The organism is Sorangium sp. So ce385, from assembly GCF_051474135.1.
GTDB classification, from domain to species: Bacteria; Myxococcota_A; Polyangia; order Polyangiales; family Polyangiaceae; genus Sorangium; species Sorangium cellulosum_D.
Window position 1 is genome coordinate 5,851,228 of sequence record NZ_CP150337.1, and the last position, 24,247, is coordinate 5,875,474.

Here is a 24,247-nt window from a genome sequence, read left to right on the forward strand (position 1 = left end):
CCGCCGCTCCCCGCGCTCAGCAGTTCAAGCGGATCGTCCCGCCGGCGAGCTCCTCCGTGGCGGTCCCGTTGGTCACGTAGATCCCGCTCGCGGTGATCTCGATCCTCGCCGCCTTGCTGTCGGCGTCCTTCGCGTTGCCGATCTCGAGGACGATCATCTCCTGCGCGCGGATCCGGATCGTCGAGTCGGCGAAGAGGGAAATGTGGGGGCCGCCGATCTGGACCTCCTGCTCCGACTCGACGCGCACCTCGCCGCTGCACGTCACCTCGAACGCGCCGTCGGTGATCGCGTGCTCCAGCGAGCCCGCGGTGAGCGAGCAGTGCCCGTCGATCACCTGCTGCATCGTGCCGCCGACCGAGAGGGTGTGGTTGCCGGCGACGCTCCTCGACTCGCCGTCCAGGATCGTGGCCTTCTGGCTCCCCGACACGGTGACGGCGCGGTCGCCGAGGACCTTGACCGACTCGTCGCCGCCGACGCACGCGCTGCGATCGCCCGCCACGACGTACCGCTGATCGCCGGTCACCGCGATGGTCCGGTCGCCGGCGACCGAGACCCAGCGGTCCGCGCCGACCGTGGTCGTCTGATCGGCGGCGACCGTGGTCGTCTCGGCGCCGCCGACCTTCACGGCGCGGGCGCCTGCGACCGTCACCGTCTCGGCGCCGCCCACGGTCACGGCGCGGGCGCCCGTCACCGCCAGCGCGTCGTCGCCGCCGACGCTGCGGCTCGCGTCGTTCCGCGCCTCGACGGTGAGATCGCGCTGGGCGCGCAGGTAGACCTCCTCCCGGCCCGACTGGTCCTCGAAGCGCAGCTCGTTGTACCCGTCGCCGCCCGGCGTGGACCGGGTCCGGAGGGTCGACTTCGTCTTCTCCGCGGGGAGCGCGTAGGGGTAGGGGCTGACGACCGTGTACACCCGGCCGGTCACGATCGGCCGGTCCGGATCGCCGTCCAGGAACTCGACGAGCACGGCGCTGCCGACGCGCGGGATGTGCATCGCCCCGTAGCCGGCCCCCGACGCCATCTGGGCGACGTGGACCCAGCACGCGTTCTCGGCGTCGTTGCCGTTGCGATCCCAGTGCAGCCGGACCCGCACGCGCCCGAGGCTGTCGGTCTCGATCTCGGCCCCTTGCGTCCCGACGACGGTCGCGGCCTGCGGGCCGGCGATGCGCGGCTTCGGCGTCCTGCACGGGGGCCGGAAGGCGACGCCGGCGGGCACGCACTCGAACGAGCAGCGATAACCGTCCTTGGCGTCGAAGCGCGAGGCGTGGTGGAGCCTCGTGACGAGGTACTCGGCGTTGAAGCTCTCCCGCGGGTGATCCTCGAGCCGGAACCGCGCGCCGGGGGCGAGCCGCACGGAATGCGCCTGCCCCTGGCCCACGGCGGCGGTCGCCTGGAGCGCGTCGAGGCGGTCCGCGGCGGCCGGGCTCGCCGGGTAGGCGAACACCGCGAGATCGGTGTGGCGGCCCTTCTCGGCCGCCCTGTCCACGACCGACGCGGGGTTCTCGAACGGCACCTCGCGCGTCGTGACCTTCCCGGGCCGCACCCGCTGCGCGAAGCTGAAGGCGTCGATGCCCTCGCCCGTGTGGAGCGCCCCGGCCACCGGCCGATACCGCAGCTCCTCCGGGGCGATGGGGGAGTGGACGGACGGCGTGTCGGAGATCATGAGCGTCGAGCCCGCGTCCGTGTGCTCGAAGTAGTAGAAGATGCCGTCCTCCTCCATGAGGCGGCTCAGGAACGCCCAGTCCGACTCTCGGTACTGGACGCAGATGTCCCGCGCCTCGTAGCTGCGCTGGAGCACCATCTCGTAACGCCGGACGCCGCCGAGCTTCAGCACGCGCTCGATGACCTCGCCCGTGGTGACGCCCTGGAAGACGCGGCAGTCGTAGCGCTGGTCGAGGAGCCAGACGTCCGGGACCAGCGTGGCGCGGTAGGCCGCCTCGTGCTGCGACGTGTGGACCTGCTCGAGCCGGCTGACGATCCCGTGGATGCGGCGGGCGGCGGCGCCGGTCTCGAGCGTGAGCGCGGCGGGCTCGGCGACGAGCGCGTCGAGGTCGAGGCAGGTGTCGGCGCTCTGGACGGTGATCTCGAAGCCGTAGAGCTCCGAGATCGCCTCCGTCCCGGCGATCTCCTTGACGGCGAGGGGGGTGGCGAGCCCGTCGATCGTGAGCGCTGCGCGGACGTTGGTCGCTGGCATGGAGAGCCCCGGAGAGGTTTCGGCCATGAGAGCCGAGGGCGCCCCGATCTGCAAACGTCTCGAGCGCGGCGTGCGCGACGAGCGCGACGAGCGCGGCGCGTGTCGCCGGCGCGCCGACATCGCGCGACGCGCCCGTGAGCAGGCGGACATGGGCCGGCGGAGCATCGCGCGCTCTTCGCGCAGGAGCCCCTTGCGATCCGGTTGGTCTGCACCCAGAGCGTCCTGGAGCCGCTCATGCCCGAAGGCGACACCCTCTTCCGGATCGCCGCTGCCCTTGGCCCTGCGCTGGAGGGCGCGCGCGTCATCGCCCTGGAGCTGCCCCGGAGCGACCGGCGGTGCGATGGGCTCGTCGGCCGGCGGATCGAGCGCGTGGAGGCGCGCGGCAAGAACCTCTTGATTTTCTTCGACGAGGGCACCGTGCTGCACACGCACCTGCGGATGAGCGGCGCGTGGCACCTCTACCGCGAGGGCGAGCGCTGGAAGCGGTCCGAGGCGACGGCGTCGGCGATCCTCGCGGTCCCGGGCTACGTCGCGGTCTGCTTCCGCGCGCCCATCGTGCGCCTGCTCCGCGCGAGCTCCTTGCGCGGCGATCGGCTGCTCGGCGGCCTCGGCCCGGACCTGCTCGGCGACGGCTTCGACGCCGCGGAGGCGCTCCGCCGCCTGCGCGCGCTCGATGCGGTGCCGCTCGGGGTCGCGATCATGGATCAGCGCGTCGTCGCCGGCATCGGCAACGTCTACAAGAGCGAGCTCCTCTTCCGGAGGCGGCTCGATCCGTTCGCTCCGGTCCGGGCGTACTCGGACGAGGAGCTCTCCGCGATGCTCGACCTCGGCCGCCGTCTCCTGCAGGCCAACGTCGAGCCGCGGGATCCCTCCGGCGCGTACCGCGGTCCCACCGCGCACTACCTCCACACGCGCACGACGCGCGCGGGGTTCGACCGCGGCAGGCGGCCGGTCAGCGTCTACGGCCGCGAGGGGCGCGCCTGTTACGACTGCGGCGCCGCGGTCCAGATGTGCCGGCAGGGGACGATGATGCGGTCGACGTACTTCTGCCCCCGCTGCCAGCCGGCCCGCGCTGCGCCGGCGCCGGCCGAGACGGCGGCGCCGGTGGAGGCAGCGCAGCCGGACGGAGCTGCGCGGGCCTCGGACGGGTCCGTACCGTCCTCGGACGGATCCACGCGATCGGTGTCGTGATCTCGGCCGTCTGCGGAGGGCGGCGGGGCGGCCGAGATCCGGAGTTGCGCGAGGCCGAGACCTTTTTGTCAGCCGGATCGTAGAATCCGGCCTCATGCGCGTCGCCTGGTTCCTTCTCGTGCTCGTGCCTGCGTGCAGCCACCCCGTGGACGAGCCCGTCTCTCCGGATGCCGAGAGCCCGAAGAGCCCTCCCTCCGGCGGTTCGTCCTCCTCTCCGGCGTCTCCGGCCGCAGCGCCCTCGGCAGGCGCCGCCGAGGTGGACGCCCGCTTCGCCCCGCTGATCGCCTCCGCCTATCGCGACTACAAGGCCTGGGGCCGCGTCGACGACGAGCTCCGCTGGGCGCCCTGGCTCTGCCGCCTGCCGCTCCCCGGCCGTGCCCGGATGAGCGCCGCCGAGGACGGCGGCCACGCCCGCAAGCTCTACTCGGTGTTCGCCAAGCACCGCGACCGCTATCCGCTGGTGCAGGGCGAGGCGCCCGTGTCCCAGCCGGTCGGGCAGGCCCTCGTCAAGGAGAGCTACCACCCCGAGCTCGTCGACGAGAAGGAGGTCCCCGAGCTCCCGTCGCATCAGCCCTCGGCGTCGGATGGCGCTTCCGGCACGCCAGATCACTTCGATCCTTACCTGCGGGACGGCGATCGCGTCTACCGCGCGTCGCGCTTCGCCGGCGCCTATGTGGTGCTCAAGGTCGCGCCGGAGACGCCCGGCACCGACGCCGGCTGGGTCTACGGGACGGTCACGCCCGGGGGCGAGGTGACATCGGCCGGCCGGGTCGCGTCGTGCATGGGGTGTCACGTGAGCGCCCGCCACGAGCGCGTCTTCGGGATCGCGCCGGCGCCGTCCGCGGCGCCCTGACGGGCTCGGGGGCGGCGCCGCGCCGCTCTTGTGCCTCCGGCGACATCTTGGACTACGCTGGCGCCCGGAGCCCTGGCACGACATGTCCAACCTCGTCCGCAGCCCTGCCTCCCGTCTTGCGCCATTCGTCCGCGGTCCTGCGTCGCCGCTTGCTCCAGCGACGACGCTCCGCGACCTCGTGCGCAACTGCGACCCGGACGTGCCACTTCCGAACGATGATCCACGCTGGCAGGACTTCTCGCTAGCGCGCGGCGATCACTCTATGGCGGCGCTGGAAAAGAGCTTTCATGGCGGCCCGAAGGCCAGTTTGTCCACGCCACCTTCGTGAGTCACCGTGGGGCGGGCAAGAGCACCGAGATCCTCCGGCTGACCGAACGGTTGACCCACCAGTACGAGCCGGTGTACATCGAGGCGACCGTCGAGATGGATCCGTTTCGTATTGAGGCGGAGGATCTGTTGCTCAACATCGCGCTGGCGGTGGAGCGGAGAATGCGCGAGCGGGGGACGCCTCTGCCAACGGATCTGCTCAAGCGCGTAACGGGTTGGTTCGATGAGGTCGTACGCACGACCAAGTGGGCGCAGAACTACAACGCCGAGGCTGCGGCTGGGGTGGAGCTCAAGGCTGAGCTGCCGTTCATCGGCAGCCTCTTCGGCTCCCTGAAGGCGCTGTTCAAGCAGGAAAGCGAATACCGTACCGAGGTCAAGCAGGTGCTGCGCAAATATCCCGGCACGCTGCTTCAGAGCGTGAACGAGCTCCTCGACGCAGCGCGCGGGCTCCTCGGTGAGCGCGACCTCCTGGTGATCATCGACAATCTGGATCGTTACGAGCCCGACGTCATCGACCGGCTCCTCGTGCAGGGCGCCGACAGGATGCGTGAGCTCCGCACGAACCTCCTGCTGACACCACCGATCAGTCTCCTGCTCCAGCCGAAGTCTGCCCAGCTAGACACGCTGTACAGCTGCCACGTGCTCTACACGGTGCGCTTGCGACGTCAGGACCAGGACTACGACGCCTTCGACGGCCCTGGCCGAGATCTGATGGAACAGGCGCTCTCCCTCCGGATGGACCTCGACGCAGTGATCCCGGAGCGGGAAGCTCGCGATCGCCTGATCGCCGCGAGCGGTGGAGCGGTACGCGAGCTGCTCGATCTGGTCAGCCAGGCGGCCTACATGGCACGCGGTACGGCCATTGCCAGGGCCGACGCCGAGCGGGCGGTGGCGTTGCGCAGGCAGCGGATGCGCGATCTCATCAACGCGAACGGCTGGCTGGATGCGCTCGTCAAGCTTGCCCGGGACAAGCAAATTTTTCCTGACAAGGCGTGCATGGACGTGCTCTTTCACCGGCTCGCCTTCAAGTACAACGGCGATGGCTGGTATGACGTCCACCCACTCGTGGCCGAGATCCCGGAGTTCGTGAATGCACGCCACGACATCCTCCGCTAGCGCAGCAGAGGAGCCCGCCGGGTTGGGCGGCGAAGCGGCGACCGCAGAGCTCGGCACCTTCGAGCAGATCCTCGGACCTGACCGCGGGGCCGCTTACCGGCGCTTCGTCGAGTGGTCCGTGGGGGCGGGCTTCGCGCTTGCCGTCGTGGAGATCAGGCACCCTGCGCACCGTGAAGCGCTCGCCGCCGCGACGCGCGCAGCTGTGCCAAGTCTCTGTCTCGCGAGGCTCGATTCACTCGGTGCTCGACCGGTTCGCACCCAGATCGAAGAGGTGTGTCCGGCTCCAGCCGAGGCCTCGGTGCTCATGCTCACGCACCTTGAGGAGTCGCGCGATGCCGCCAGGATCTCCGCCGAGCTCAACGTGCATCGGGACGAGTTCGCGCGGCGGTTCGCTCTTCCTTGGGTGCTGGTGGTCCATCCCGCGGCTGCGCTGGCCCTGCAGCGGGACGCGCCGGACTTCTGCGATTTCGCCGGGCTCTGGCTCCCGAATGAGCCGAACGAGGGGGCGGAGCCGCTCCTGGAGCAGGCCCTCCGCTCACCGACGGCGACTTCCGGATCGACGGTCCGCCTCAGCCTAGGTGCGACGAACACACCGAACGACATGCTGTCCCTCGCACATGAGGCCGCAATCTTCGGCCATGTTGACCGGTCAGCGGATTTGCTCGCACAGTACGACATGAAACATCCAGACGCCCGAGACCACGATGCTCGACGTGTGCACCTGGATGGGTTGCTCTTCCGGATACGTGGTCGATTCGATGAGGCGCTCGCGCGTTTTTACGCGGCGCTGGAGCTTTGCAAAGAGGCAGAAGATCGATATATGAGGGGAGGACTCCTCAACGAGATTGCACATATCCGCAGAGTGCAAGGCGATTTTGCCGACGCACAGCGCCTCGAGCGAGAGGCGATGGATCTCCTCAAAGAGCCAGAAGACCAAAAGAACCGGGCCGCATCGTTGCGCCAGCTGTCGTTTTTTCAGGAGCGTTCGGGCAATAATTCTGAAGCACTAAGACTGGCGGCAGAATCGCTAAAACTCAGCGAAGATCTCGGAGATCAGCTAGGAATATTTAGCTCCCTTTACCAGCTGTCGCTCCTTGAGGGTCGCATGGGCAACCACGCGAGAGCGCGCGACCTGGCCCGCGAGTCGCTGGCGATCAGCGATAAGCTCGGGGACCGGAATGGTCGATTTCAATCATTGCAGCAGCTCGCAATTATTGCGTATCGCGAGAGTAACTATTCCGTGGCACGAGAACTATTGCACGAAGCCCTACGAATCGCTGACGAGATAGGGAATCCGATCTATCGCTTGATGACACTTCAGGGTCTCGCTACCGTCGCCTTGCTTGAAGGAAATCGTAAGAAATCTCAAGAGCTGTGGAGCGAATCCCTAGAGCTCAGCGAGGCGCTCGGTGCCAAAGAAAATCATGCGACTTCGCTTGTTTCACTTGGCCTACTGGAGGCCGATCAAGGGCGAATCGAACGTGGCTTGGCGCTCGTACGACAGGGAGTCGAAATTCTTGAGAGATTGGAAGCCGCGCATCTTCCTGAAGTGAAGGAGATCCTGCGCGTGCTGGAGAGCCTCTCCGCCGCGAACGCACGGTAGTCCGCTGGGCAGCCCGGCACAACCTCGTTCACCCCGATCGCCGCGCCCCCGCCACGCTGGGCCGCAGGAGCGACGGCGGCGGCGCCTCGTCGCTCGCCGGCGCCGCCTCGTGCTCCTCCGGCGCCGGCTCCATGATGCGCGCGATCCACGACAGCCCCTCCACGTTCTCCAGCGTGATCTTCGCCACCATCATGATCGGCACCGACAGCAGCGCCCCCGACGGCCCCCAGAGCCAGCCCCAGAACAGCATCCCGAGCAGCACGGCGAGCGGCGACAGCCCCAGCGTCCGCCCGAGGACCCGCGGCTCCAGCACATTGCCCACCAGCAGGTTGATGAGCAGATACCCGATCGCCACGACCGCCGCGGTCCCGGGCCCCTGGCTCGCCAGCGCGGCGAGCACGGCCGGGATCGTCGCCACCGCCGCGCCGATGTTCGGGATGAAGTGCAGGACGAACAGGCTCGACGCCAGGAGGAGCGCCAGATCCACGTCCAGGAGGACCAGCATCACGTAGGCGAGCACCGCGACGAGCAGGCTCGTCAGCGTCTTCACGAGCAGGTACTTCTTCACCTCGCGCACGATGCGGTCGACGTGCTCGAGCCCGCGGCCCGGGTCCGCGATCACCGCCCGGAGCTTCGCGCCGGCGCCCGCGAACTCGCAGAGCGCGAAGAAGACGACGAGGAGCACCATCCCCAGGTTCGACGCCGCGCTGGCGACCGTCACCGCGGCCCCGCCGAGCAGCGGCACCAGCGACGCCGTGTGCAGCGTCTTGGACAGGAACTCCGGGTTCACCGGCAGCCCGCGCTCCGTGAGCGTCGCGGCGATCGTCACGGTGATCTCGGAGGCGCGCGCCAGGTAGGCCGGCACCTTCTCCTCCAGCTCCACCCCGGCGATCGTGACCACCGCCCCCACGAAGGCCAGGATCGCGAGGTCGACCACGAGCGCGGCCAGCGCCCCGACGGCCGGGGGGAGCCCCCGCCGCGTCACCCAGCTCGCGATCGGCGAGGAGATGGCCGCGAGCGCGATCCCGAACAGCACCGGCACGAGGAACGGCTCGGCGTAGCGTAACCCCACGATGACAACGACCGCCGCCGCCGCGACCATGATCATCTGAGCTCGACGAGACATCGTGAAGATCCCCATGCCTGACCTCGCTGCTGCCGGGTTCCCGCGTCACGTCCCTCTCAGAAGGTGAGCACGGCGCAATTCCACGAAAAGCAAGGGATGCGCCACGCTCCGTCCCGCTGGTCCCCCCGGCGCGCCGTCGCTCGCGGCCTCGCCGCGTCCGCTGGATTCGCGCGCTCGCCGCGCGCGGCGCGGCGTTCGTTCCTCGCGCGGAATCGTGGAGGTGGGGCCAGCCTGCACGCGGCGGAGCGATCTGCTACGCGCGCGATTCGATGCTGAGGGGAGGGGGGACAGACTCAGGAGCGCCGCAAAGGCAGTGGGGCGCGATGTCGCATGCGGCGCCGCGCCACGTCGGCCGCATACGCGTCGGAGCGGTGCGCCAGAGCGAGCCGGCGCAGCGCTCCCCGCCTCGCTGGAGAGCGCTTACCGCGCGGCCACCCGGCCGTCGCTCGTCGGCCCGCCGTTCAGCGGCACCGCGGCGTGCTGGCTGGCGTCGGTCTTCGGGGTCGTCCCGGTGACGTAGGCCTTGACCGCCTCGATCAGGAACCTGAGCCCGGCCGTGCCCTGGTTGTCCCAGTACTCGCCCTCGCGCGGGGTCACGTGGATGAGCGCGAGGTGGGGGTCGTCCTTGCCCTTCGGGAAGTAGACCTTGGCCTCTTCCGACCACAGCTCCTCGATCTTCGCCCGGCTCCTCACGATCGACGCGCGACCCGAGAGCGACAGGAAGCGGCGCTCCTCCTGGAGCGTCACGTTCACCTCCGGGTTCGACTCGATCTCGTCGATCTTGCCCGAGTCGATGCTCGTCATGAACCAGATGTCCCCGGTGCCGTCGTCGACCTTCATCAGCGCCATGGGGCGCGCCCGCAGCGCCCCGTGGCCGGCCTGCGTGACGAGCATGGCATTCCGGAACTTCTTGAGGATCTCCAGCAGCTTCTCTCGTGACCCAGTTTCCATGGTCTCCTCCGTTGAGCCCCGCCGGTAGTTGCGAGATCCGGACCATGCCTGGCTTACCCGCGAGATCGCGCGATGAACGGCCCTGTTGTGCCGCACCCAGCGTGCGCGAGAGGCATTCCGCCACAGCCTTCGGCGCGGCCCGCGCGCCGTAGCCGCCGCTCTGCGCAGCGAAGGAGGGCTGTCGCGCGGCGCTGGCGAGCTACCCAGCGCGCGTGAGCGCGAGCGCCGCGACGACGATCACGAGCAGCGCGAGCGCGCCGACGACCACGAGCGCCACCTTGCCCCACGCGATCGGCGCCGTGCCCGTGACGCAGCTCGCGTCCTGGCCGTGCACGACGGCGCGGTAGCTGCGCCCCTCGTAGCGGTAGGCGAGCACGTACGAGGGCAGCGCCACCCGGCGCGTCTCGAGCGCGCGCAGGAGCACCGCCACGTGCACATTGCGGAAGGTGGACCCGGGGATCACGCCCTGCTTCAGCGCCTCCTCCGCGGCCGCGGCGATCCGCTCGCTGACGATCTTCCGCGCCGCCGAGCGCTGGGCGTCGAACTGCTCCAGCACCGCGTCCTCGGGGCCGAGCTGCCGCTGGGTCCGCTGCGCGACCGGCACCACCGGGTCGAGCCGGAAGCGCGGCGCGAGCTCCCGGGCCTCGTCGAGCGACAGCCCGCGCGACGCGGACACGAGCAGGCTGCGGAACGGCAGCTGCGTCTGTCCGGCGTGCGGGGCCCAGGCGCTCCGCCGGGCGCCCGCGTTCGAGTCCGCCGTCCAGCTCACCACCGCGTCCGCGTTGACGAGCCAGCCCGCCCACCAGATCGGGCGCAGCCCCTCCACGGTCGCCGCCTGCGACAGGTCCGACGGCCGGAAGAAGCCGAGCGTCGACATCCACCGCCGCAGCGCCTGGTCGGCCTGCGCGGGAGGCACCCCGAACGGGAGCAGCCAGTCGGCCTGGTCGACTGGGTCGACCGGCTGCTCCAGCCGCGTGACCGCGCCGCAGAAGCGGCACTTCGGCGCCTGCGCCTCGGCCGAGTACGCCACCGCGGCGCCGCACTCGGTGCACCGCAGCACCTGCACCGGCGGCGGGGCCGGGCCGCGGTCCTGCGGCGCGGCGAGGCCGCAGACGGCGCAGCGCAGGTCGCCCGACTCCAGCGGCCCCTGGCAGCGCGCGCAGCACCGCGCCGCGGCCGGCGAGACGCCCACGCTCATGCTCATCGCGCCCCTCCGGTCGGGGTGGGCCTGGTCCCGCCGGGACGGGCGCGCTCGGCCGGCGCGGGCGCGGCGGCGGGTGCCGGCGGCCGCGCGACGCCGCGCCGCTCGGCCGGGCCGCGGTCGCGGGCCGCGGCCAGGACGAACGGCGCCGCGAGGAGCAGGATCGCGAGCAGCGCGGCGAGGGCGATCTTGACCCAGGAGAGGGGCGCCTTGCCGTGGATGGCGCCGGTCTGGCCGTTGATGAGGACCCGGAAGGGCGGCTTGCGCGGGTCGTGCCGGATCGCGAGCACCCAGAGGGGCACGTAGATGAGCTCGAGCGTCTCCTGGTCGAGCAGCGTCTCGTGGGTGAGGCCGTGGTGGCTGTCCCCGGGCAGGAAGCCCGGGAGGTCGCGGCCGACCTTCTCGAGCGCCTCCCGCCGCGCGAGGGCGTAGCACTCCGCCTGCGTCATGGTCGGCTCCTCGGCGACCCAGCCGCTCAGCACCGCGGGCGTGTAGCGCCGCATCGTGCGGAGGTCGAACGGCTCGATCGCCTCGAGCTCGGCGTTCTGGACGGCGCGGGACGCCACGACGAGCACATCCATGACGTAGGTGGCGCGCTGGCCTTCGAGGTGCCGGTGCTCGGTCCTCGTGACGACGCGCGTGCGGGTGACGGTGTTCCCCTTGTCGTCGGTCGTCGTGTACGTCTCGGTCTCCTGGTAATTCTCGCCGATCTGCGCCGCGTAGCGCGTCTGCGCCATCGCCGAGTACAGGTACGCGGGCGTGTAGACGCCGCGGATCGCGTCGATCGTGCCCTTCTTGACGCTCGACTGCACGAAGAGGCTCCGCTTGCCGAGCCACGCCGTGACGGCGCCCTGCGCGCTCTCCCTGGCCATGGTGAACCCGAGCACGAAGTGCGGCGATGGCCGGTCGTTCGAGGGCGGCCGCTCCACCACCGAGGGCGACGCGCAGTAGGGGCACGCTGCGGTCCGCTGGTCCGCTTCGACGCGCAGCGAGGCGCCGCAGGTCTCACATTCGAGTTGCACCGGCGCCCGAGAGAACCGCACCCGGGGGCGGCGCGTCAACAGGGAAGGGGCGGCGCGGCGCCGGCGGGGCCGCGCGCCGTCAGCAGGGGACGGGCGGCGGCCGGCTCCCGAGGTCGGCGGGAGATACGGAGTTGTCGGGGTCCTGCTGCGGTGTTTGCCGGAGCAGCGGTGAGAGCGAGCGCATCGCCCATTGCCGGACCGGGGCGTCCGCCCACGGCTGCCACCGCGGGCTGGCCGGCGCCGCGACCGCCGCGGCGGCAGCGCGGGGCGCGCGCGCCCCGGCGCGCAGGCGCGGCGCAGGCCGAGGCTCGTCGAGGAAGCGGAGCAGCTCGGGGGCGAGATCGGCCACCGCTTCCCGGTGCGGGTAGTGCCCCGCCTTGGCGAAGCGGCGCACCGCCACGCCCTCCAGGTAGCGGTCGATGTCCGACGCGTGGCGCACCGGGATCACGGGATCGCGCTCGCCCCAGTAGACGGCCACCGGCGGTATCTCCGGGATCCGGTGCGCGATGTCCATGAGGTGCTCGCGCTGGCCGCGCAGATCGATCGCGTGGCGGAGCGTGCGCGACAGGGCGCGGGCCGTGCCGGGCCGCGCGTTCACGCGGGCGAGGTGCCGGCGCTCCTCCGCGTTGAAGTTGCCGCCGAGCACCAGCATGCCCGCGTGGGTGCCGACGCCCATGAGCACCGGCGCGGCCAGCTCCAGCAGCCCTGTCACCGCGGCGAAGCGCAGCGGCAGCGCGACCTCGCTCCCGATGCCGCCCGCGGCGACCAGCCCGAGGCGGTGCACGCGCCCCGGCCGCTCGATCGCCACGCACATCGAGACGCTGCCGCCGAACGAGTGCCCGATCAGATCGAAATCGCTGAGCCCGAGGGCGCGGATCCATTCCGCGACCACGCTCGCGTACCAGGCGACCGTGTAGGGAGCGTCCGGACGGGCCGAGTGTCCGTGGCCGGGCAGGTCGAGCGCGACGACCCGGCGCCCGCCGGCCGCGAGCGCGGGCGCGAGCCGGTTCCAGGTCCTACAGCTATCGGACAGGCCGTGCACCAGGACCACGGTGCGCCTGTCCGGGTCGCCATTCCGGGGAGGGCTCCACTCCTCCCAGTGCACCTCGCCTGCGGAAAAGCTGCGAACATGGCTGCGACACCGGATCGACATGTTCTTTCCAAAAAGTCGCACGAAGAACCGCGTCTGTCCAGATTGCACGCCCGTCCTTCTCTTCGTCGTGGGCGGCTTCAGCCCCCCGCGAAGCCTGTTTCGCATTCGATGTGGGTCGAGTGACGCCAGCATGCGCCATGCTGGGACGCGGACCGGACAACGATGTCATGGGATTTATGCGGCCGTAGCGCTGGCGACCGTGGTTCGGGCCGTGCGGTCCGCGCGAGCATTCGGGCCGGCGGCGTTGCGCATCGGGGCGGCGGCCGGACGGCGTCGCGCGCGCGGCATCCGGGTTGCTCGGCGGGTCGCCCCGGGCGCGATGCGGTCGCATCGCGGAGGAGGATGCCTGTGCGAACCGTTCCCGCTGCGATGTCTCTCTATCTTCGTGCCGTATCGGTGGTCCTCCTCGGCGGCGCCGGCTTCGTCGCCTGCACCGTGAATGATGCCTCCGAGTCCGGGGGATTCGTTGGCCCCGCGGATCCCTCCCCGGAGCCGCCCCGCGGCGACGGCGTCGCGAGCAGCGGCGCCGGCTCCGGGGTGAGCAGCGGCGCCGGCTCCGGCGTGAGCAGCGGCGCGGGCGGCGGGAGCGACGCCCTGGCCGACCCGCCGGTGCCTTCGCCGGGCGAGGACGCCGGGGCTCCTGCGGCGTTCACCTGCGAGGGGCTCGACTCGAGCCAGCCCGTGGTCCTGTACGTGTCGTCCGACGACTCCAATTCGATGAGCTCGCCGGTGCATGCGCGCGAGCTCCTCCGCGCGGGCTTCGCGCCGGAGCCGTGGCAGGTGCGCACGTACGAGTTCCTCAACTACTACCGCATCGATTACGCCGCGCCGGACGAGGGCGAGCTCCGCGTCGAGCCCCAGATCGAGCCCGGCGAGGAGGCGGGGACCTACACGCTGCAGATCGGCGTCCGCGCGTTCGACCCGCCGGCCCCGCGCCGCCCCGTCGCGGTCACGTTCGTCCTCGATACCTCCGGCTCGATGGAAGGCGAGCCGATGGAGCGCGAGAGGGCTACGGTGCGCGCCGTCGCCGCGAGCCTGTCCGAGGGCGACGTCGTGAACATGGTCACGTGGAACACCACCAACTCGGTGATCCTGAGCGGTCACGTGGTGAGCGGCCCGGACGACCCCGCGCTGCTCGAGGCGGCCGACGCGCTCTCCGCGAGCGGCGGCACCGATCTCGAGAATGGCCTCCGGGTCGGGTATCAGCTCGCGCAGGAGCACTACGAGGAGGGCCGGATCAACCGGGTGATCCTGGTCAGCGACGGCGGCGCCAACGTGGGAATCACCTCTGCGGATCTCATCGCGCGGCACGCGGAGGACGCCGACAAGGAGGCCATCTACCTCGTCGGCGTGGGGACGGGGCCGGCGCTGGGCTACAACGATGGGCTCATGGATACCGTGACCGACAAGGGGCGCGGCGCCTATGTCTACCTCGACGACGTGGAGGAGGCGTTCCACATGTTCCGGGATCGCTTCGACGAAGTGATGGAGGTGGCAGCCCGCGGCGTGCAGGTGGAGCTCACCTTGCCGTGGTACTTCAAGATGGAGAAGTTCTATGGCGAGGAGTACTCGACCGATCCCCAGGAGGTAGAGCCGCAGCACCTCGCGCCGGGCGACGCGATGATCTTCAACCAGCTCGTGCGCGGGTGCGATCCCGGCGTGATCAACGACGCCGACCCCCTGACGGTGCGCGCGCGGTGGCAGACGCCGCTCACCCATGAGCCGAAGGAGGCGAGCCACGAGGCGACCCTCGCGGAGCTCGTCGCGGGGAGCAAGGAGCAGCTCGTCAAGGGCAAGGCCATCGTGGCCTACGCCGAGGCGCTCAAGAGCAGCTCGACCGAAGCGCTGCGCGCGGCGCGCGAGCAGGTGCTCGCGGCGAACCCGGGCGGCGATCCGGAGCTCGACGAGATCGCGGAGCTGATCGCGCTCCACCCGCTGTACTGAGCGCCCTCTACGGGAGCCGAAGAGACGGCGCGCGAGCGGCGCCGCCCGCGCGCGGCGGCTCACTCCAGCAGGAAGTAGCGCGCGTCTCGCTTGATATCGAAGTGGAAGTGGTCCGCGTGCGCCTCGTTCGCGTTGGGCGTCAGCACGACGTTGAACAGCCCGCTCGCGTGGACGGCGCAGATGATCTCCCGCAGCTCGACGGCCTGGGGCGTGGGCTCCTTCGGCTCCGACCCCGGGCCGCACGGCGGCGCGCCGATGGCGCCGTGCCAGTCGGCCTTCACGTCGAGCCGCGCGCCGTCGGCCTTCACGAGGGCGGCCACGTCGATGGCGAGCCCGAGCGCGTGCTGGCTGGGCCGCGCCGGCGCCGCCGCCGGCTTCTGCGGGGCGCGCGCGCCCGGCTTCGCCGCCTTGGCCGCGCCCTTCGGGGTCTTCGTGCCCGCCGGCCGCTTCGCGGGCGCCTTCTGCGCCTTCTTCGGCTTCTTCGGCTTCGACGCGGCCGTGCCGGCGGGCGCGGGCCGGTGGATGCTGACGTGCACCACCTCGGCGATCCCGCGCGTCGCGAGGAAGGCGGCGAGGTCGTCGAGCGCGAGGACCAGCCGGCAATCGGCGATGTCGAAGACCGAGGTCGACCGCGGCTTCGCCACGCCGTCGCCGCGGAACGTCACCCCGCGCAGCGCGCCGGTGATCCGGACCGGCCGGTCGACCAGCGGGGCGCCGCGCGGCGCCGGGGCGTGGGGGATCCCGCGGCGCTTCAGCTCGCGGTCGCACGCGTCGCTCGAGAGCCCCCCGTAGGTGGCCGCGCGCGACGCCTCCGACCACACGGGCTTCTCGAACAGCGCCGGGCCCGCGTCCCTGCCGCCGTCCGAGAGGCGCGCCCCGCCGTCGGCCAGCGAGCCGGCCTCGCCGTCGGCCGGGAGCGCCCCGCCGTCCCCGGGCACCGCCGCCGCGGCCCCCGGCCCGGGCGCCGCCGCCGACCCGGCCGGCGCCTCGCCCCGCTCCGCCTCGGCGCGCCGCAGCGACGCGATGCCGAGCGGGGTGAGCAGCGCCGCGCCCCCGATCAGGGCCGCTCCGAGGGCCAGCGCACGGCGGGAAGGGAGCGCGCTCATCCTGGGCGAGCTTACCTCGCGCCCGACGATGGGAGCACGCCTTGCCGTTGACCGCGGAATTTGGTCGACTCCCGCGATGTCACGCCCCCGCGCCGCGCTCGCTGGCCGCGTCATTTCCCGTGGAATCGCGCTGATCTCGCTGCTCGCGGCCTGCCAGGCCCCGGCGCCCGGCTCGCCGGCGGATCCGGCCGCCGGTCGACCCGCGCTCGCGCCGGCGCCCGTCATCCCGCGCGTACTGCCCCCCTCGCTCGTCACGGAGGCCGAGCGGACCGGCTTCGAGCGCACCGGCCGCTACGCCGAGGTCGAGCGGCTGTGCGCCGGCTTCGAGCAAGCCTACCCGGGCCGCGCCCGCTGCGTCCGCTTCGGCACGACGCCCGAGGGTAGGCCCATGCTCGCGATCGCCGCCTCCGACGACGGCGCGCTCGACCCCGCCGCGGCGCGGGCGAAGCGACGCCCGGTGATCCTGTTCCAGGGGGGCATCCACGCCGGCGAGATCGACGGCAAGGACGGCGGCTTCTGGGCGCTCCGCGAGCTGCTCGACGGCGCCATGGCGCCCGGCGCCCTCGCCGCGACCACGGCGCTCTTCGTGCCCGTGTTCAACGTCGACGGCCACGAGCGCTTCCGCCGGAACCAGCGGCCCAACCAGCGCGGCCCCGAGGAGATGGGTTTCCGCACCACCGGCCAGAACCTCAACCTGAACCGCGATTACATGAAGGCCGAGGCGCCCGAGATGCGGGCGATGCTGGCGCTCCTCGACGCCTGGGATCCCGTGGTCCAGGTCGACCTGCACACGACCGACGGCGCGAAGTTCCAGCACGACGTCGCGGTCATCGTCGAGCCGTCGGCGCCGCACCCCGGCGGCCTCGACGCTGCGGCGCGCGAGCTCTCCGAGGCGCTCCAGGCGCGCCTCTCGGCGCTCGGTCACCTGCCGCTCCCGTTCTACCCGTCGTTCCGCGAGGACGACGACCCCGCGTCGGGCATCTCGGCCAAGCCGGGGCCGCCGCGCTACTCGCAGAGCTACGCCGCCGCCCGCAACCGCGTCGGCGTGCTCGTCGAGACGCACAGCTGGGCCACGCACGCCGCGCGCGTGCGGGCGGTCCATGACCTGCTCGCGGCGCTCTTTGAACGTGCCGCCGCCGGCGGCGCGGGCGCCCTCCGCGCGGCGGCCGATCGCGCGGACGCCGCCGCCGCGCGCCTCGCCGGCGCCCCCTTCGCCCTCACGCACCGCGCGGGGCCGGTCCCGCGCATCTTCCCGTTCCGCGGGTACGCCTACGAGAAGCGCGCCTCGGAGATCTCGGGCGGCACGTGGACCCGCTACGACGAGTCCCGCCCGGAGATCTGGCGCGTGCCGCTGTTCGACCAAATCGAGCCGGATCGGACCGTCACCGCGCCCGCCGCCGGCTATGTCGTCCCGGCGGCGCACGCGGCCTGGGTGGCCGACAAGCTGCGCCTGCACGGCGTGCGTTACGCGCTCCTGCCCGAGGCGCGCCCCGGCTTCGCCGTCGAGGCGTTCCGGGCCGACGCGGTGGCCTACGAGCCGTCCTTCGAGGGCCGGACGCCCGTCAAGCTGAAGGGCGCCTTCCGGCCGGAGCGACAGGATCTGCCGGCCGGCTCGCTCTTCGTGCCCATCGCGCAGCCGCGGGCGCCCCTCGTCATGCACCTCCTCGAGCCGCTCGCGCCCGACTCCCTCGTGGCCTGGGGCTTCTTCAACGCCGCCTTCGAGCGCAAAGAGTACATGGAGGCCTACGTCGCCGAGGAGGAGGCGCGCCGCATGCTGGCCGCGGATCCGGCGCTGCGCGCCGAGTTCGAGGCGCGCCTGCGCGATCCCGCGTTCGCGAAGGACGCGAAGGCCCGGCTCGACTTCTTCTACCAGCGCCACCCCTCCTGGGACGAGCGCGTGAACCTCGTCCCGGTGTTCCGCGTCGCCGCCTCGCCCTGAGCCGCTTCTCCGCATCTCGCCTGCGCTCCGGGATCCGGTCGAGTGTCCATGCGTCCCGCGGATCTCACGCCGCTCGACGGATTCCGGTCAATCCGCGGCGCGGGCGCCGCGCGAGGGCGCCCCGCGCAGGTTGCGCGGAGCGCGCGCCTATCGCATGCTCGTCATGACATGTCGGCTGGCTTGCGACAGCGGTGACGCGCGCGCGGGCGCCGACGGACGGCGACGCGATGTCGTCTGAAGATGAAAAGGGGGGCAAGCATGTTGCTGCGATGGATGTTCGGCTTTTCTTCGGCGTTTCTCTTCGCATTTCCGGCGCTGGCGCAGAATGCGCGGATCGAGACGTTCACCTATGCCGGCAGCGGATGTCCCGTCGGCTCCGCCGCGGGGGTGATCTCGCCGGATCAAAAGGCGTTGACGGTCATCTTCGACCAGTTCGAGGCGCACGCCGGCCCGGGCGCCACGCGCGCCGCGAACCGTGCTTTCTGCCAGCTGGCCGTGGATCTTCGGTTCGATCCGGGATGGCAGGTGGCCGTCTTCGACGCCACGTACCGCGGCTTTGCCGACCTGGAGCCGGGCGTCCAGGGGCTCCACGAGACATCGTATTATTTCTCGGGCTCGCCGCTCACCTCGGGGCCGCTCACGTGGAGCATGATCGGGCCGTTCACGAACGACTTCTCGCGCACGGACGCGTTCGCGACCACGGTCTGGTCCGAGTGCGGCACGGTGCGGCCGCTCAACATCAAGACGAGCCTTTACGTCACGAACCGCCTCGCGCCGTCGAGCTCCGGGGTCCTCACGAACGACACCACCGACGTGCAGGTCCGGATCGACTATGCCCTCACGTACCGCCGCTGCCCCTGAGCCACGCGGGGCGCTCCGACGCGCGCGGCGCGATCGGCGATGACGGGCGCCGACGCCCTGGTGCGCCGGGGCGCCGGCCTGGTACGCTGACCCGATGACGTCCACCCTGCTGATCATCGCGCTCAGCGTCATCGTGCCGCTCGGCATCACTGCGGCGGTCCTCTTCGGGGTCTGGAAGAAGGTCCTCGGTCCGCTCCGGGCCCAGCAGCAGGAGCAGCAGGAGCTGCTTCGAGTCGGCGTATCGTGCGCGGCGCGCGTGCTGCAGTACCAGGAGACCGGCATGAAGGTGTCGATGGGCGCCCAGGACTCCTACAGCCTCAAGCTGCTCCTCGAGGTGATGCCGCCGGGAATGCCGCCTTATCAGGTGGAGACGGTCGCCCTCGTGTCGGTGCTCGCGGCCCCTCGCATCCAGCCGGGGTGCATCGTCACGGTGCGCTACGACCCGGCCAATCCCCGCCGCGTCGCCATGGAGGCCGCGTACCCGCCCGGGCAGGGGCCCGCCGCCGCGGCCGCGCTCGGGGGCTATCCGCCGGTGGGGGCTCACGGAGCGGCACCAGGGGCTCAGCCCGGCGCCTACGGCGTTCCCGCGGGCGTCCCTGGCGCTGCCCCCGGCGCTTATGGCGCTCCCGCGGGCGCCTATGGCGTTCCCGCGGGCGCCTACGGCGCTGCCCCCGGCGCTTACGGCGCGCCTCCTGGCGCCCCGCCCGGCGCTTACGGCGCGCCTCCTGGAGCCCCGCCCGGCGCCTACGGCGCTGTCGCTGCGGCCTACGGCGCGCCTCCTGGAGCTCCCCCCGGCGCTTACGGCGCGCCTCCTGGAGCCCCGCCCGGCGCCTACGGCGCCGTCCCCGCGGCCTACGGCGCGCCTGGAGCTCCCCCCGGTCCGGCCGGCGCCTACGGCGCTCCCGCGGGCGCGTATGGCGCCTTCCCTGGCGCTCAGCCCGGCGCTTACGGTGCGCCTCCGGGGGCCCCGCCCGGCGCCTACGGCGCTCCCGCCGGTGCCTACGGCGCGCCGCCGGGCGCCCCCGGCCCCCACGGCGCTGGTCCCGACGGCGTCTCCGGCGGGCCGGCCGGTCCTTTCGGGCCGGGCGGCGGCCCGCGCGGCTCCTGAGCGACGCCCTTCCCGGGCTCCAGGCGCCGGCAGCGCCGCAGGGCGGCGCGCTCGCTCAGGCCACCACGCAGCCCGCCGACGATCCCTGCATCGGCAGGATGGCCTTGAGCTCGCCGCTCTCCCCGAAAATGAGGAGCCGCGCCACGATCGCCTGCTGGACGGCGCCGCAGAGGGGCAGGAGCGCCAGCCGGAGCGCCGGCCCGCTGCCGCCGTCGAACTTGAGGGCGAGCAGCTGCTTCTCATCGCACTCCTCGAGGAGCTCCACGTCCGCCTCCAGGTGGATCGGCGCCCCCCGCGTGCACGCCTTCGCCTCGCCGAAGCTGTCGATCGTGCAAACGTTGGCTTCGAGCGAGAGCCGGACCCGAGACGACGCCTCGCCGCCGATCGTCGCGATCTGGATCTGGTGAATCGCGAGCCCCTTCTGGAGCGCAATGGGCTCCACGAGATAGCCTGTTTCCAGCCGCAGATTCTTGATTTTCATCGAACCCCCCGCCGCCCGGCCGTGCGCGCCGTGGCCACCGCCCGCCGTGGCGCCGCCGAAGCGCGCCCGTCTTCACGGGAAGCACCGGCTGTGCCGGCGCGCGCGCGCCCGGCGCGCACGCGCGTGGCTCCCGCCGGGCGCGCCCACGCCGCGCCCGGCGCCGCCGTCGCGCGGCAGAGCGCCTCGGGCGCCGCGCGGCCCCCCGCTCGTCGATGCTCAGACGAGCCCGAACTTGTAGGTGTCCAGGATCCCGGCGAGGAGCGCCGCGTGCGCCGGATCCGCGAGGGAGCCGAGCCGGGTCACCGCGAGCTCCGCGCTGGCGCGCTCGAAGAGGGCGGCGCAGACGCGGCTCGGATCGTGGCGCGCGGCGTAGGCGATGCCGTCGGGTCGCCTCGGGTGATCGTGGATCGCGAGCGCCCAGCGGTGAGCGGCCCCGTAGGATTCGCCGGAGGTCAGGCGGGCGTCGGCCCCGAGGCGCGCGAGCCCCTCTCCCGTGAGGTTCACGAGCCGCAGCGGGCGCCGCGGCGCGATGCGCGCGAGCCCGCGCGCGGCGAGCTCGCCTTGCTCCACGAAGCGCACGCCGGTCGCGTGGCCGAACACCTCGATGAACGAGCAATGCTCGTCCTTCCCGGCGTACAGCACCCCGAACTCGCCGGCCGGGGCGTCGAAGCGGTTGTCGCCCGAGCGGCCGAAGTACAGCGGATCGCGCGCGAGCCCGTGGATCCGGAACCAGCACCGCCGGAAGATCGTGATGGGAAGCGGCCTCGTCGCGAAGTCGAAGGGCGGGTCCGGATGCGGCCCGATCGTCGTCATCATGTCGGCTTCGCGGCGCGCGCTCAGGCCGCGCCTTGCTCGCCGAACGTGCGCGCGGCGAGCCGCACCGGATCCAGATCGCCGCGGCGGAGCCGGTCGAGCGGCCGATCCCCGTCGAGGCGGTGGTTGCCGGAGAGGAAGAACCGGACCTTCGCCAGCGGGGGGTGGTCGTCGAGGAGGGCCAGGATCTCCTCCAGCCCCGGCAACACGCCGTCGTCCGCGAACTGCCATGCGGGGTAGAGATGCCCCCGACGGCCGGTGCTCACCGCCAGCAGCCTCCCGGCGGCGCGCCGCGCCTCGATGGCTTGCGGCGAGAGGTGGAGCGCCTCGCCGACCTCCTCTGCGGTGAGCGTGCCCCCCTCGGCGGCGAGGAGCGCGTCCCTCGCCTGGAGGCCGCGGAGGCGGGCCGGCGTGAGCGGATCCGCAGCGGAGAAGAGGCCCACGGCGCTCGGCCGCGTGAGCGCCGTCACCAGGGCGTCCGCGTTGCTGGGCGACGCGACGACCTCGCCGAGCTCGCGCTGATCGAGCCGCTCGGCGACCTGGGTGAGCGCATCGATGCCGCGCGCCAGAAACGCGACCCGCAGCGGCTCACCGTCGAACTGGTGGAGTCGCTCTGCAATTTCCGCCAGCGCGCTGGAGTCCCGATCCTTGGCCATGACAGACGCAGGGGACGATGCAGCGCGCCCGCGCCATCGTCAACCAAGCGCACGCCGCCATGTTGCGAGATTACGACCCCGCTGAACATAACGTCAGTGAAAGGTACATTCGTTGTGTCGCAGGTGTCTCTCTTCTTCGGTGTGCTCACCGGCTCCTGGGTTTGCCGGGGACGTCGGGAGGAGGTCAGAGCCCGACCTGCTTCATCATGGCGCTGGTGATGGACTGCCGCACGGTCGGGAGCTCGGCCCACGGATCTGCGATGGTCGCGAGGCGCTGCGGCACGGTCTCGATGGTGAACGAGGCGGGATCGAGCGGCGCGTCGAGCTCGTCCCACGAGAGCGGCGTCGCCACGGCTGCGCCGGGGCGCGCGCGGGTCGAGTACGGCGCCACGGCGGTCGCGCCGCGCCCGTTCCGCAGGTAGTCGACGAAGACCTTGCCGGTGCGCTTGGCCTTCGAGAGCGTCGCGATGTACCGCGCCGGATCGAAGCGCACGAGCGCGTCGGCCACGGCCTTCGTGAACGGCTTCACCTCGTCCCAGCGCCTGCGCGCCTCGATCGGGACCACCACGTGGAGGCCTTTGCCGCCGGTCGTCTTGACGAAGCTCCGCAGCCCCAGCGTCTCCAGGAGGTGCCGCACGGTCTTCGCGGCCTCGGCCACGCGCTCCCAGGGGAGCTCCGGCGCCGGGTCGAGGTCGAAGACCATCATGTCCGGCTGCTCGATCCGGTCGACGCGGCTCCCCCAGATGTGCATCTCGAGCGCCCCCATCTGCACGAGCGACACCAGCCCTTCGGTGCTCTCGATGTAGAGATACGTTCGTTTTCCATCGTCCTCTTCGACGAGCGTCCGACGGATGGCCTCCGAGAGCCCCTCGGCCTCGTGCCTCTGAAAGAAGCAGGGTTTGCCCTGGCCCGCGGGGCAGCGGACGAGCGTGAGCAGCCGCTTTGCGACATAGGGCAGCATGTGCTCGGCGATCTGCGCGTAATACCGGGCGAGAGCGAGCTTCGTGATCCCCTGCGCCGGATAGAGCACCTTGTCGGGGTTCGTCAGCCGCGTTCCCGCGACCTCGATCCTCTCGGCGCCGCCCCGGCCGCCGCGCGGGGCCTTGCCCGGCGCCTCGCTCGCCGCCGCGCCGGCCGCCTTGCCGGGCGTCGTGCCCGCGGCCCTGCGCGCGGCCACGCTCGCCCCTTTGCCCGCCGCGCCGGCCGCCTCGCGCAGGGCCGCGCTCACCGCCTTGCCGGCTTTCGCGCTTGCCCCCTTGCTCCTGGCCGGGCCCACCGCCTTGCTCGACGCGCCGGCCGCCTTGCGGGGCGGCGGCGCCGGCGGGGGCTGCTCGCGCTCGACGGTGACCGACTCCGGGGTTCGGTCCTCGCGGAGGCCCTCGAACGACGGGTGCCGCAGCCGCCCGTCGCGCGTCCAGGCGGAGAATTGGACCTCGGCGAGGAGCTTGGGCTCGACCCAGTGCACGCCGCGCATGCGCGGCGCCCCTGCGAAGGCCGGCTTGGCGCGCTCGATCGACTCGAGGCGGCTGCGCAGGGTCGTGAGGGTCTTGTTCGTGAAGCCCGTGCCCACCTTTCCGGCGTAGGCGAGCTTGCCTGACCTGTTCACGCCGACGAGGATGGCCCCGAGCCCCTGGCGGGCCCCGGTCGGCTCGGTGAACCCGACGATCACGAACTCCTGGCGCTTGCCGCACTTCACCTTGAGCCAGCTGTTCCCGCGCCCGCTCCGGTAGGGAGCCTCCGGGCGCTTCGCGATGACGCCCTCGATCCCGAGCTTGCACGCGTGCTGGAAAACCGCGGCGCCGTCCTCCTCGAGGTGCTCCGTGTAGCGCAGGGTGCCTTCCTCGGGCGCTTCCTCCAGCAGCGCCTTGAGCGCCCGTTTGCGGGTGACCTGCGCGCAGTCGCGGAGATCGCGGCCGTCCAGGTAGAGCAGGTCGAACACGAAGTACATCAGTCGCCCCTCGCGCCCATCATTTCCGTCGCTGAGCGCGTTCTGAAGGGCCTGGAAATCGGTCACGCCATCGGGCCCGACGATGACGATCTCGCCGTCCATCACCGCTTCGCGGGCTGGCAGCCGAGCGAGGTCGTCGCGCACGCTCGCGAACCGCTCGGTCCAGTCCTGGCCGCGGCGGGTCAGGAGCGTCACGCGGCCGCCGCGGAGCTGCGCGAGCATCCGGTAGCCGTCGAATTTGACCTCGTAGAGCCACCCTTCGCCCTGCGGAGGCCCGGTGACGAGCGTCGCGAGCTGGGGTTCGACCTCGTCCGGGAACGGCCCTCTCCGCGCGCCCTCGAGCGCATCCGCGTAGGTCAGCGTCCGGCGCGGCGCCGCGGCGGCGCCGTCCGCCTGTCCCTTCGCGGTGGACGAGCGCAGGCCGTCCACGTCCGTCGAGGTCGCGCCGCGTCTACGGCGGGCTGTCGGGGGTAGGGGCCGCTCGTCCTGAGTCCGCCGCGCCGCGCTTCGCGCTTGTCTCTGTCCGACCATCGTCGCGCACCGCCTTTTTTTGGCGGAAAAGCAATTTCGATACCGGAATGCGATCCGCGCCCTGGCTCCTTAATCTCGTCGCGTGTCCAGCTGAGCTCGGCATACGCGCCCCAGAATGAGGCGAAC

General features: G+C 72.0%; 19 protein-coding genes. 8 read left to right on the forward strand and 11 right to left on the reverse strand.

What is annotated here, in order from left to right:
- Positions 1 to 16 precede the first annotated feature (16 nt).
- Positions 17 to 2,218, reverse strand: coding sequence for a type VI secretion system Vgr family protein (locus tag WME83_RS21270; RefSeq protein WP_437321119.1), 2,202 nt, complete (start codon positions 2,216 to 2,218; stop codon positions 17 to 19).
- A 207-nt stretch (positions 2,219 to 2,425) separates the two neighbouring features.
- On the opposite strand from WME83_RS21270, the gene WME83_RS21275 reads away from it, so the two are divergent.
- From WME83_RS21275 to WME83_RS21290, 4 genes are all read left to right on the forward strand, one after another.
- A complete protein-coding gene (locus tag WME83_RS21275) occupies positions 2,426 to 3,382 on the forward strand; it encodes a DNA-formamidopyrimidine glycosylase family protein (protein WP_437321120.1) in 957 nt (318 codons plus the stop codon).
- Between the two features lie 94 nt (positions 3,383 to 3,476).
- Positions 3,477 to 4,235 (forward strand): hypothetical protein, encoded by a 759-nt coding sequence (locus WME83_RS21280; RefSeq protein ID WP_437321121.1) that lies wholly within the window; start codon positions 3,477 to 3,479, stop codon positions 4,233 to 4,235.
- Between the two features lie 324 nt (positions 4,236 to 4,559).
- Positions 4,560 to 5,678 (forward strand): hypothetical protein, encoded by a 1,119-nt coding sequence (locus WME83_RS21285; protein WP_437321122.1) that lies wholly within the window; start codon positions 4,560 to 4,562, stop codon positions 5,676 to 5,678.
- Between the two features lie 22 nt (positions 5,679 to 5,700).
- Positions 5,701 to 7,281, forward strand: coding sequence for a tetratricopeptide repeat protein (locus WME83_RS21290; RefSeq protein WP_437321123.1), 1,581 nt, complete (start codon positions 5,701 to 5,703; stop codon positions 7,279 to 7,281).
- Positions 7,282 to 7,309: 28 nt separating this feature from the next.
- On the opposite strand, the gene WME83_RS21295 is transcribed toward WME83_RS21290, so the two are convergent.
- The 5 genes from WME83_RS21295 to WME83_RS21315 all read right to left on the reverse strand — a co-directional run bounded on the left by WME83_RS21295 (position 7,310) and on the right by WME83_RS21315 (position 12,734).
- Positions 7,310 to 8,407, reverse strand: a complete 1,098-nt coding sequence (locus WME83_RS21295) for an AI-2E family transporter (protein ID WP_437321124.1) — start codon at positions 8,405 to 8,407, stop codon at positions 7,310 to 7,312.
- Between the two features lie 420 nt (positions 8,408 to 8,827).
- Entirely contained in the window at positions 8,828 to 9,358 is a 531-nt protein-coding gene (locus WME83_RS21300) for a pyridoxamine 5'-phosphate oxidase family protein (protein ID WP_437321125.1), read from the reverse strand.
- A gap of 199 nt (positions 9,359 to 9,557) precedes the next feature.
- Positions 9,558 to 10,562 (reverse strand): zinc ribbon domain-containing protein, encoded by a 1,005-nt coding sequence (locus WME83_RS21305; protein WP_437321126.1) that lies wholly within the window; start codon positions 10,560 to 10,562, stop codon positions 9,558 to 9,560.
- On the reverse strand, positions 10,559 to 11,620 hold the full coding sequence (locus WME83_RS21310; protein ID WP_437321127.1) for a hypothetical protein: 1,062 nt from the start codon (positions 11,618 to 11,620) through the stop codon (positions 10,559 to 10,561). Before WME83_RS21310 ends, WME83_RS21305 begins: the two co-directional genes overlap by 4 nt.
- A gap of 40 nt (positions 11,621 to 11,660) precedes the next feature.
- Positions 11,661 to 12,734, reverse strand: a complete 1,074-nt coding sequence (locus WME83_RS21315; RefSeq protein WP_437321128.1) for an alpha/beta fold hydrolase — start codon at positions 12,732 to 12,734, stop codon at positions 11,661 to 11,663.
- Positions 12,735 to 13,082: 348 nt separating this feature from the next.
- Here WME83_RS21315 and WME83_RS21320 point away from each other — a divergent pair, with 348 nt between their 5' ends.
- Positions 13,083 to 14,678 (forward strand): vWA domain-containing protein, encoded by a 1,596-nt coding sequence (locus WME83_RS21320; RefSeq protein WP_437321129.1) that lies wholly within the window; start codon positions 13,083 to 13,085, stop codon positions 14,676 to 14,678.
- 59 nt (positions 14,679 to 14,737) lie between these two features.
- Here the strand turns inward: WME83_RS21320 and WME83_RS21325 are convergent, their stop codons facing one another.
- Complete coding sequence (locus WME83_RS21325; protein ID WP_437321130.1) at positions 14,738 to 15,784, reverse strand: extensin family protein; 1,047 nt, start codon at positions 15,782 to 15,784, stop codon at positions 14,738 to 14,740.
- Between the two features lie 76 nt (positions 15,785 to 15,860).
- On the opposite strand from WME83_RS21325, the gene WME83_RS21330 reads away from it, so the two are divergent.
- From WME83_RS21330 to WME83_RS21340, 3 genes are all read left to right on the forward strand, one after another.
- The gene (locus WME83_RS21330; protein WP_437321131.1) at positions 15,861 to 17,723 is read left to right on the forward strand and encodes a M14 family zinc carboxypeptidase; all 1,863 of its coding nucleotides are present in this window, start codon (positions 15,861 to 15,863) and stop codon (positions 17,721 to 17,723) included.
- 258 nt (positions 17,724 to 17,981) lie between these two features.
- A complete protein-coding gene (locus WME83_RS21335) occupies positions 17,982 to 18,584 on the forward strand; it encodes a DUF4360 domain-containing protein (protein WP_437321132.1) in 603 nt (200 codons plus the stop codon).
- Positions 18,585 to 18,678: 94 nt separating this feature from the next.
- Positions 18,679 to 19,692: a hypothetical protein gene (locus tag WME83_RS21340; RefSeq protein ID WP_437321133.1), complete on the forward strand. Its 1,014-nt coding sequence runs from the start codon at positions 18,679 to 18,681 to the stop codon at positions 19,690 to 19,692.
- Between the two features lie 55 nt (positions 19,693 to 19,747).
- Here WME83_RS21340 and WME83_RS21345 read toward each other — a convergent pair whose 3' ends face one another.
- The 4 genes from WME83_RS21345 to ligD form a co-directional block, all read right to left on the reverse strand.
- Entirely contained in the window at positions 19,748 to 20,173 is a 426-nt protein-coding gene (locus WME83_RS21345; RefSeq protein WP_437321134.1) for a hypothetical protein, read from the reverse strand.
- 216 nt (positions 20,174 to 20,389) lie between these two features.
- The gene (locus tag WME83_RS21350) at positions 20,390 to 20,989 is read right to left on the reverse strand and encodes an RES family NAD+ phosphorylase (RefSeq protein ID WP_437321135.1); all 600 of its coding nucleotides are present in this window, start codon (positions 20,987 to 20,989) and stop codon (positions 20,390 to 20,392) included.
- Positions 20,990 to 21,009: 20 nt separating this feature from the next.
- A complete protein-coding gene (locus tag WME83_RS21355; RefSeq protein WP_437321136.1) occupies positions 21,010 to 21,642 on the reverse strand; it encodes a hypothetical protein in 633 nt (210 codons plus the stop codon).
- Between the two features lie 184 nt (positions 21,643 to 21,826).
- On the reverse strand, positions 21,827 to 24,019 hold the full coding sequence (gene ligD, locus WME83_RS21360) for a DNA ligase D (RefSeq protein WP_437321137.1): 2,193 nt from the start codon (positions 24,017 to 24,019) through the stop codon (positions 21,827 to 21,829).
- Between the last annotated feature and the right edge of the window lie 228 nt (positions 24,020 to 24,247).

What these genes read in the sequence shown, in the direction of transcription:
- WME83_RS21340 (WP_437321133.1), top strand. Translation starts at nt 18,679, where the DNA reads ATGACGTCCACCCTGCTGATCATCGCGCTCAGCGTCATCGTGCCGCTC.
- WME83_RS21325 (WP_437321130.1), bottom strand. Translation starts at nt 15,784, where the DNA reads ATGAGCGCGCTCCCTTCCCGCCGTGCGCTGGCCCTCGGAGCGGCCCTG.
- WME83_RS21295 (WP_437321124.1), bottom strand. Translation starts at nt 8,407, where the DNA reads ATGTCTCGTCGAGCTCAGATGATCATGGTCGCGGCGGCGGCGGTCGTT.
- WME83_RS21350 (WP_437321135.1), bottom strand. Translation starts at nt 20,989, where the DNA reads ATGATGACGACGATCGGGCCGCATCCGGACCCGCCCTTCGACTTCGCG.
- WME83_RS21280 (WP_437321121.1), top strand. Translation starts at nt 3,477, where the DNA reads ATGCGCGTCGCCTGGTTCCTTCTCGTGCTCGTGCCTGCGTGCAGCCAC.
- WME83_RS21335 (WP_437321132.1), top strand. Translation starts at nt 17,982, where the DNA reads ATGTTGCTGCGATGGATGTTCGGCTTTTCTTCGGCGTTTCTCTTCGCA.
- WME83_RS21275 (WP_437321120.1), top strand. Translation starts at nt 2,426, where the DNA reads ATGCCCGAAGGCGACACCCTCTTCCGGATCGCCGCTGCCCTTGGCCCT.
- WME83_RS21345 (WP_437321134.1), bottom strand. Translation starts at nt 20,173, where the DNA reads ATGAAAATCAAGAATCTGCGGCTGGAAACAGGCTATCTCGTGGAGCCC.
- WME83_RS21270 (WP_437321119.1), bottom strand. Translation starts at nt 2,218, where the DNA reads ATGGCCGAAACCTCTCCGGGGCTCTCCATGCCAGCGACCAACGTCCGC.
- WME83_RS21355 (WP_437321136.1), bottom strand. Translation starts at nt 21,642, where the DNA reads ATGGCCAAGGATCGGGACTCCAGCGCGCTGGCGGAAATTGCAGAGCGA.
- WME83_RS21300 (WP_437321125.1), bottom strand. Translation starts at nt 9,358, where the DNA reads ATGGAAACTGGGTCACGAGAGAAGCTGCTGGAGATCCTCAAGAAGTTC.
- WME83_RS21305 (WP_437321126.1), bottom strand. Translation starts at nt 10,562, where the DNA reads ATGAGCATGAGCGTGGGCGTCTCGCCGGCCGCGGCGCGGTGCTGCGCG.
- WME83_RS21315 (WP_437321128.1), bottom strand. Translation starts at nt 12,734, where the DNA reads ATGTCGATCCGGTGTCGCAGCCATGTTCGCAGCTTTTCCGCAGGCGAG.
- WME83_RS21330 (WP_437321131.1), top strand. Translation starts at nt 15,861, where the DNA reads ATGTCACGCCCCCGCGCCGCGCTCGCTGGCCGCGTCATTTCCCGTGGA.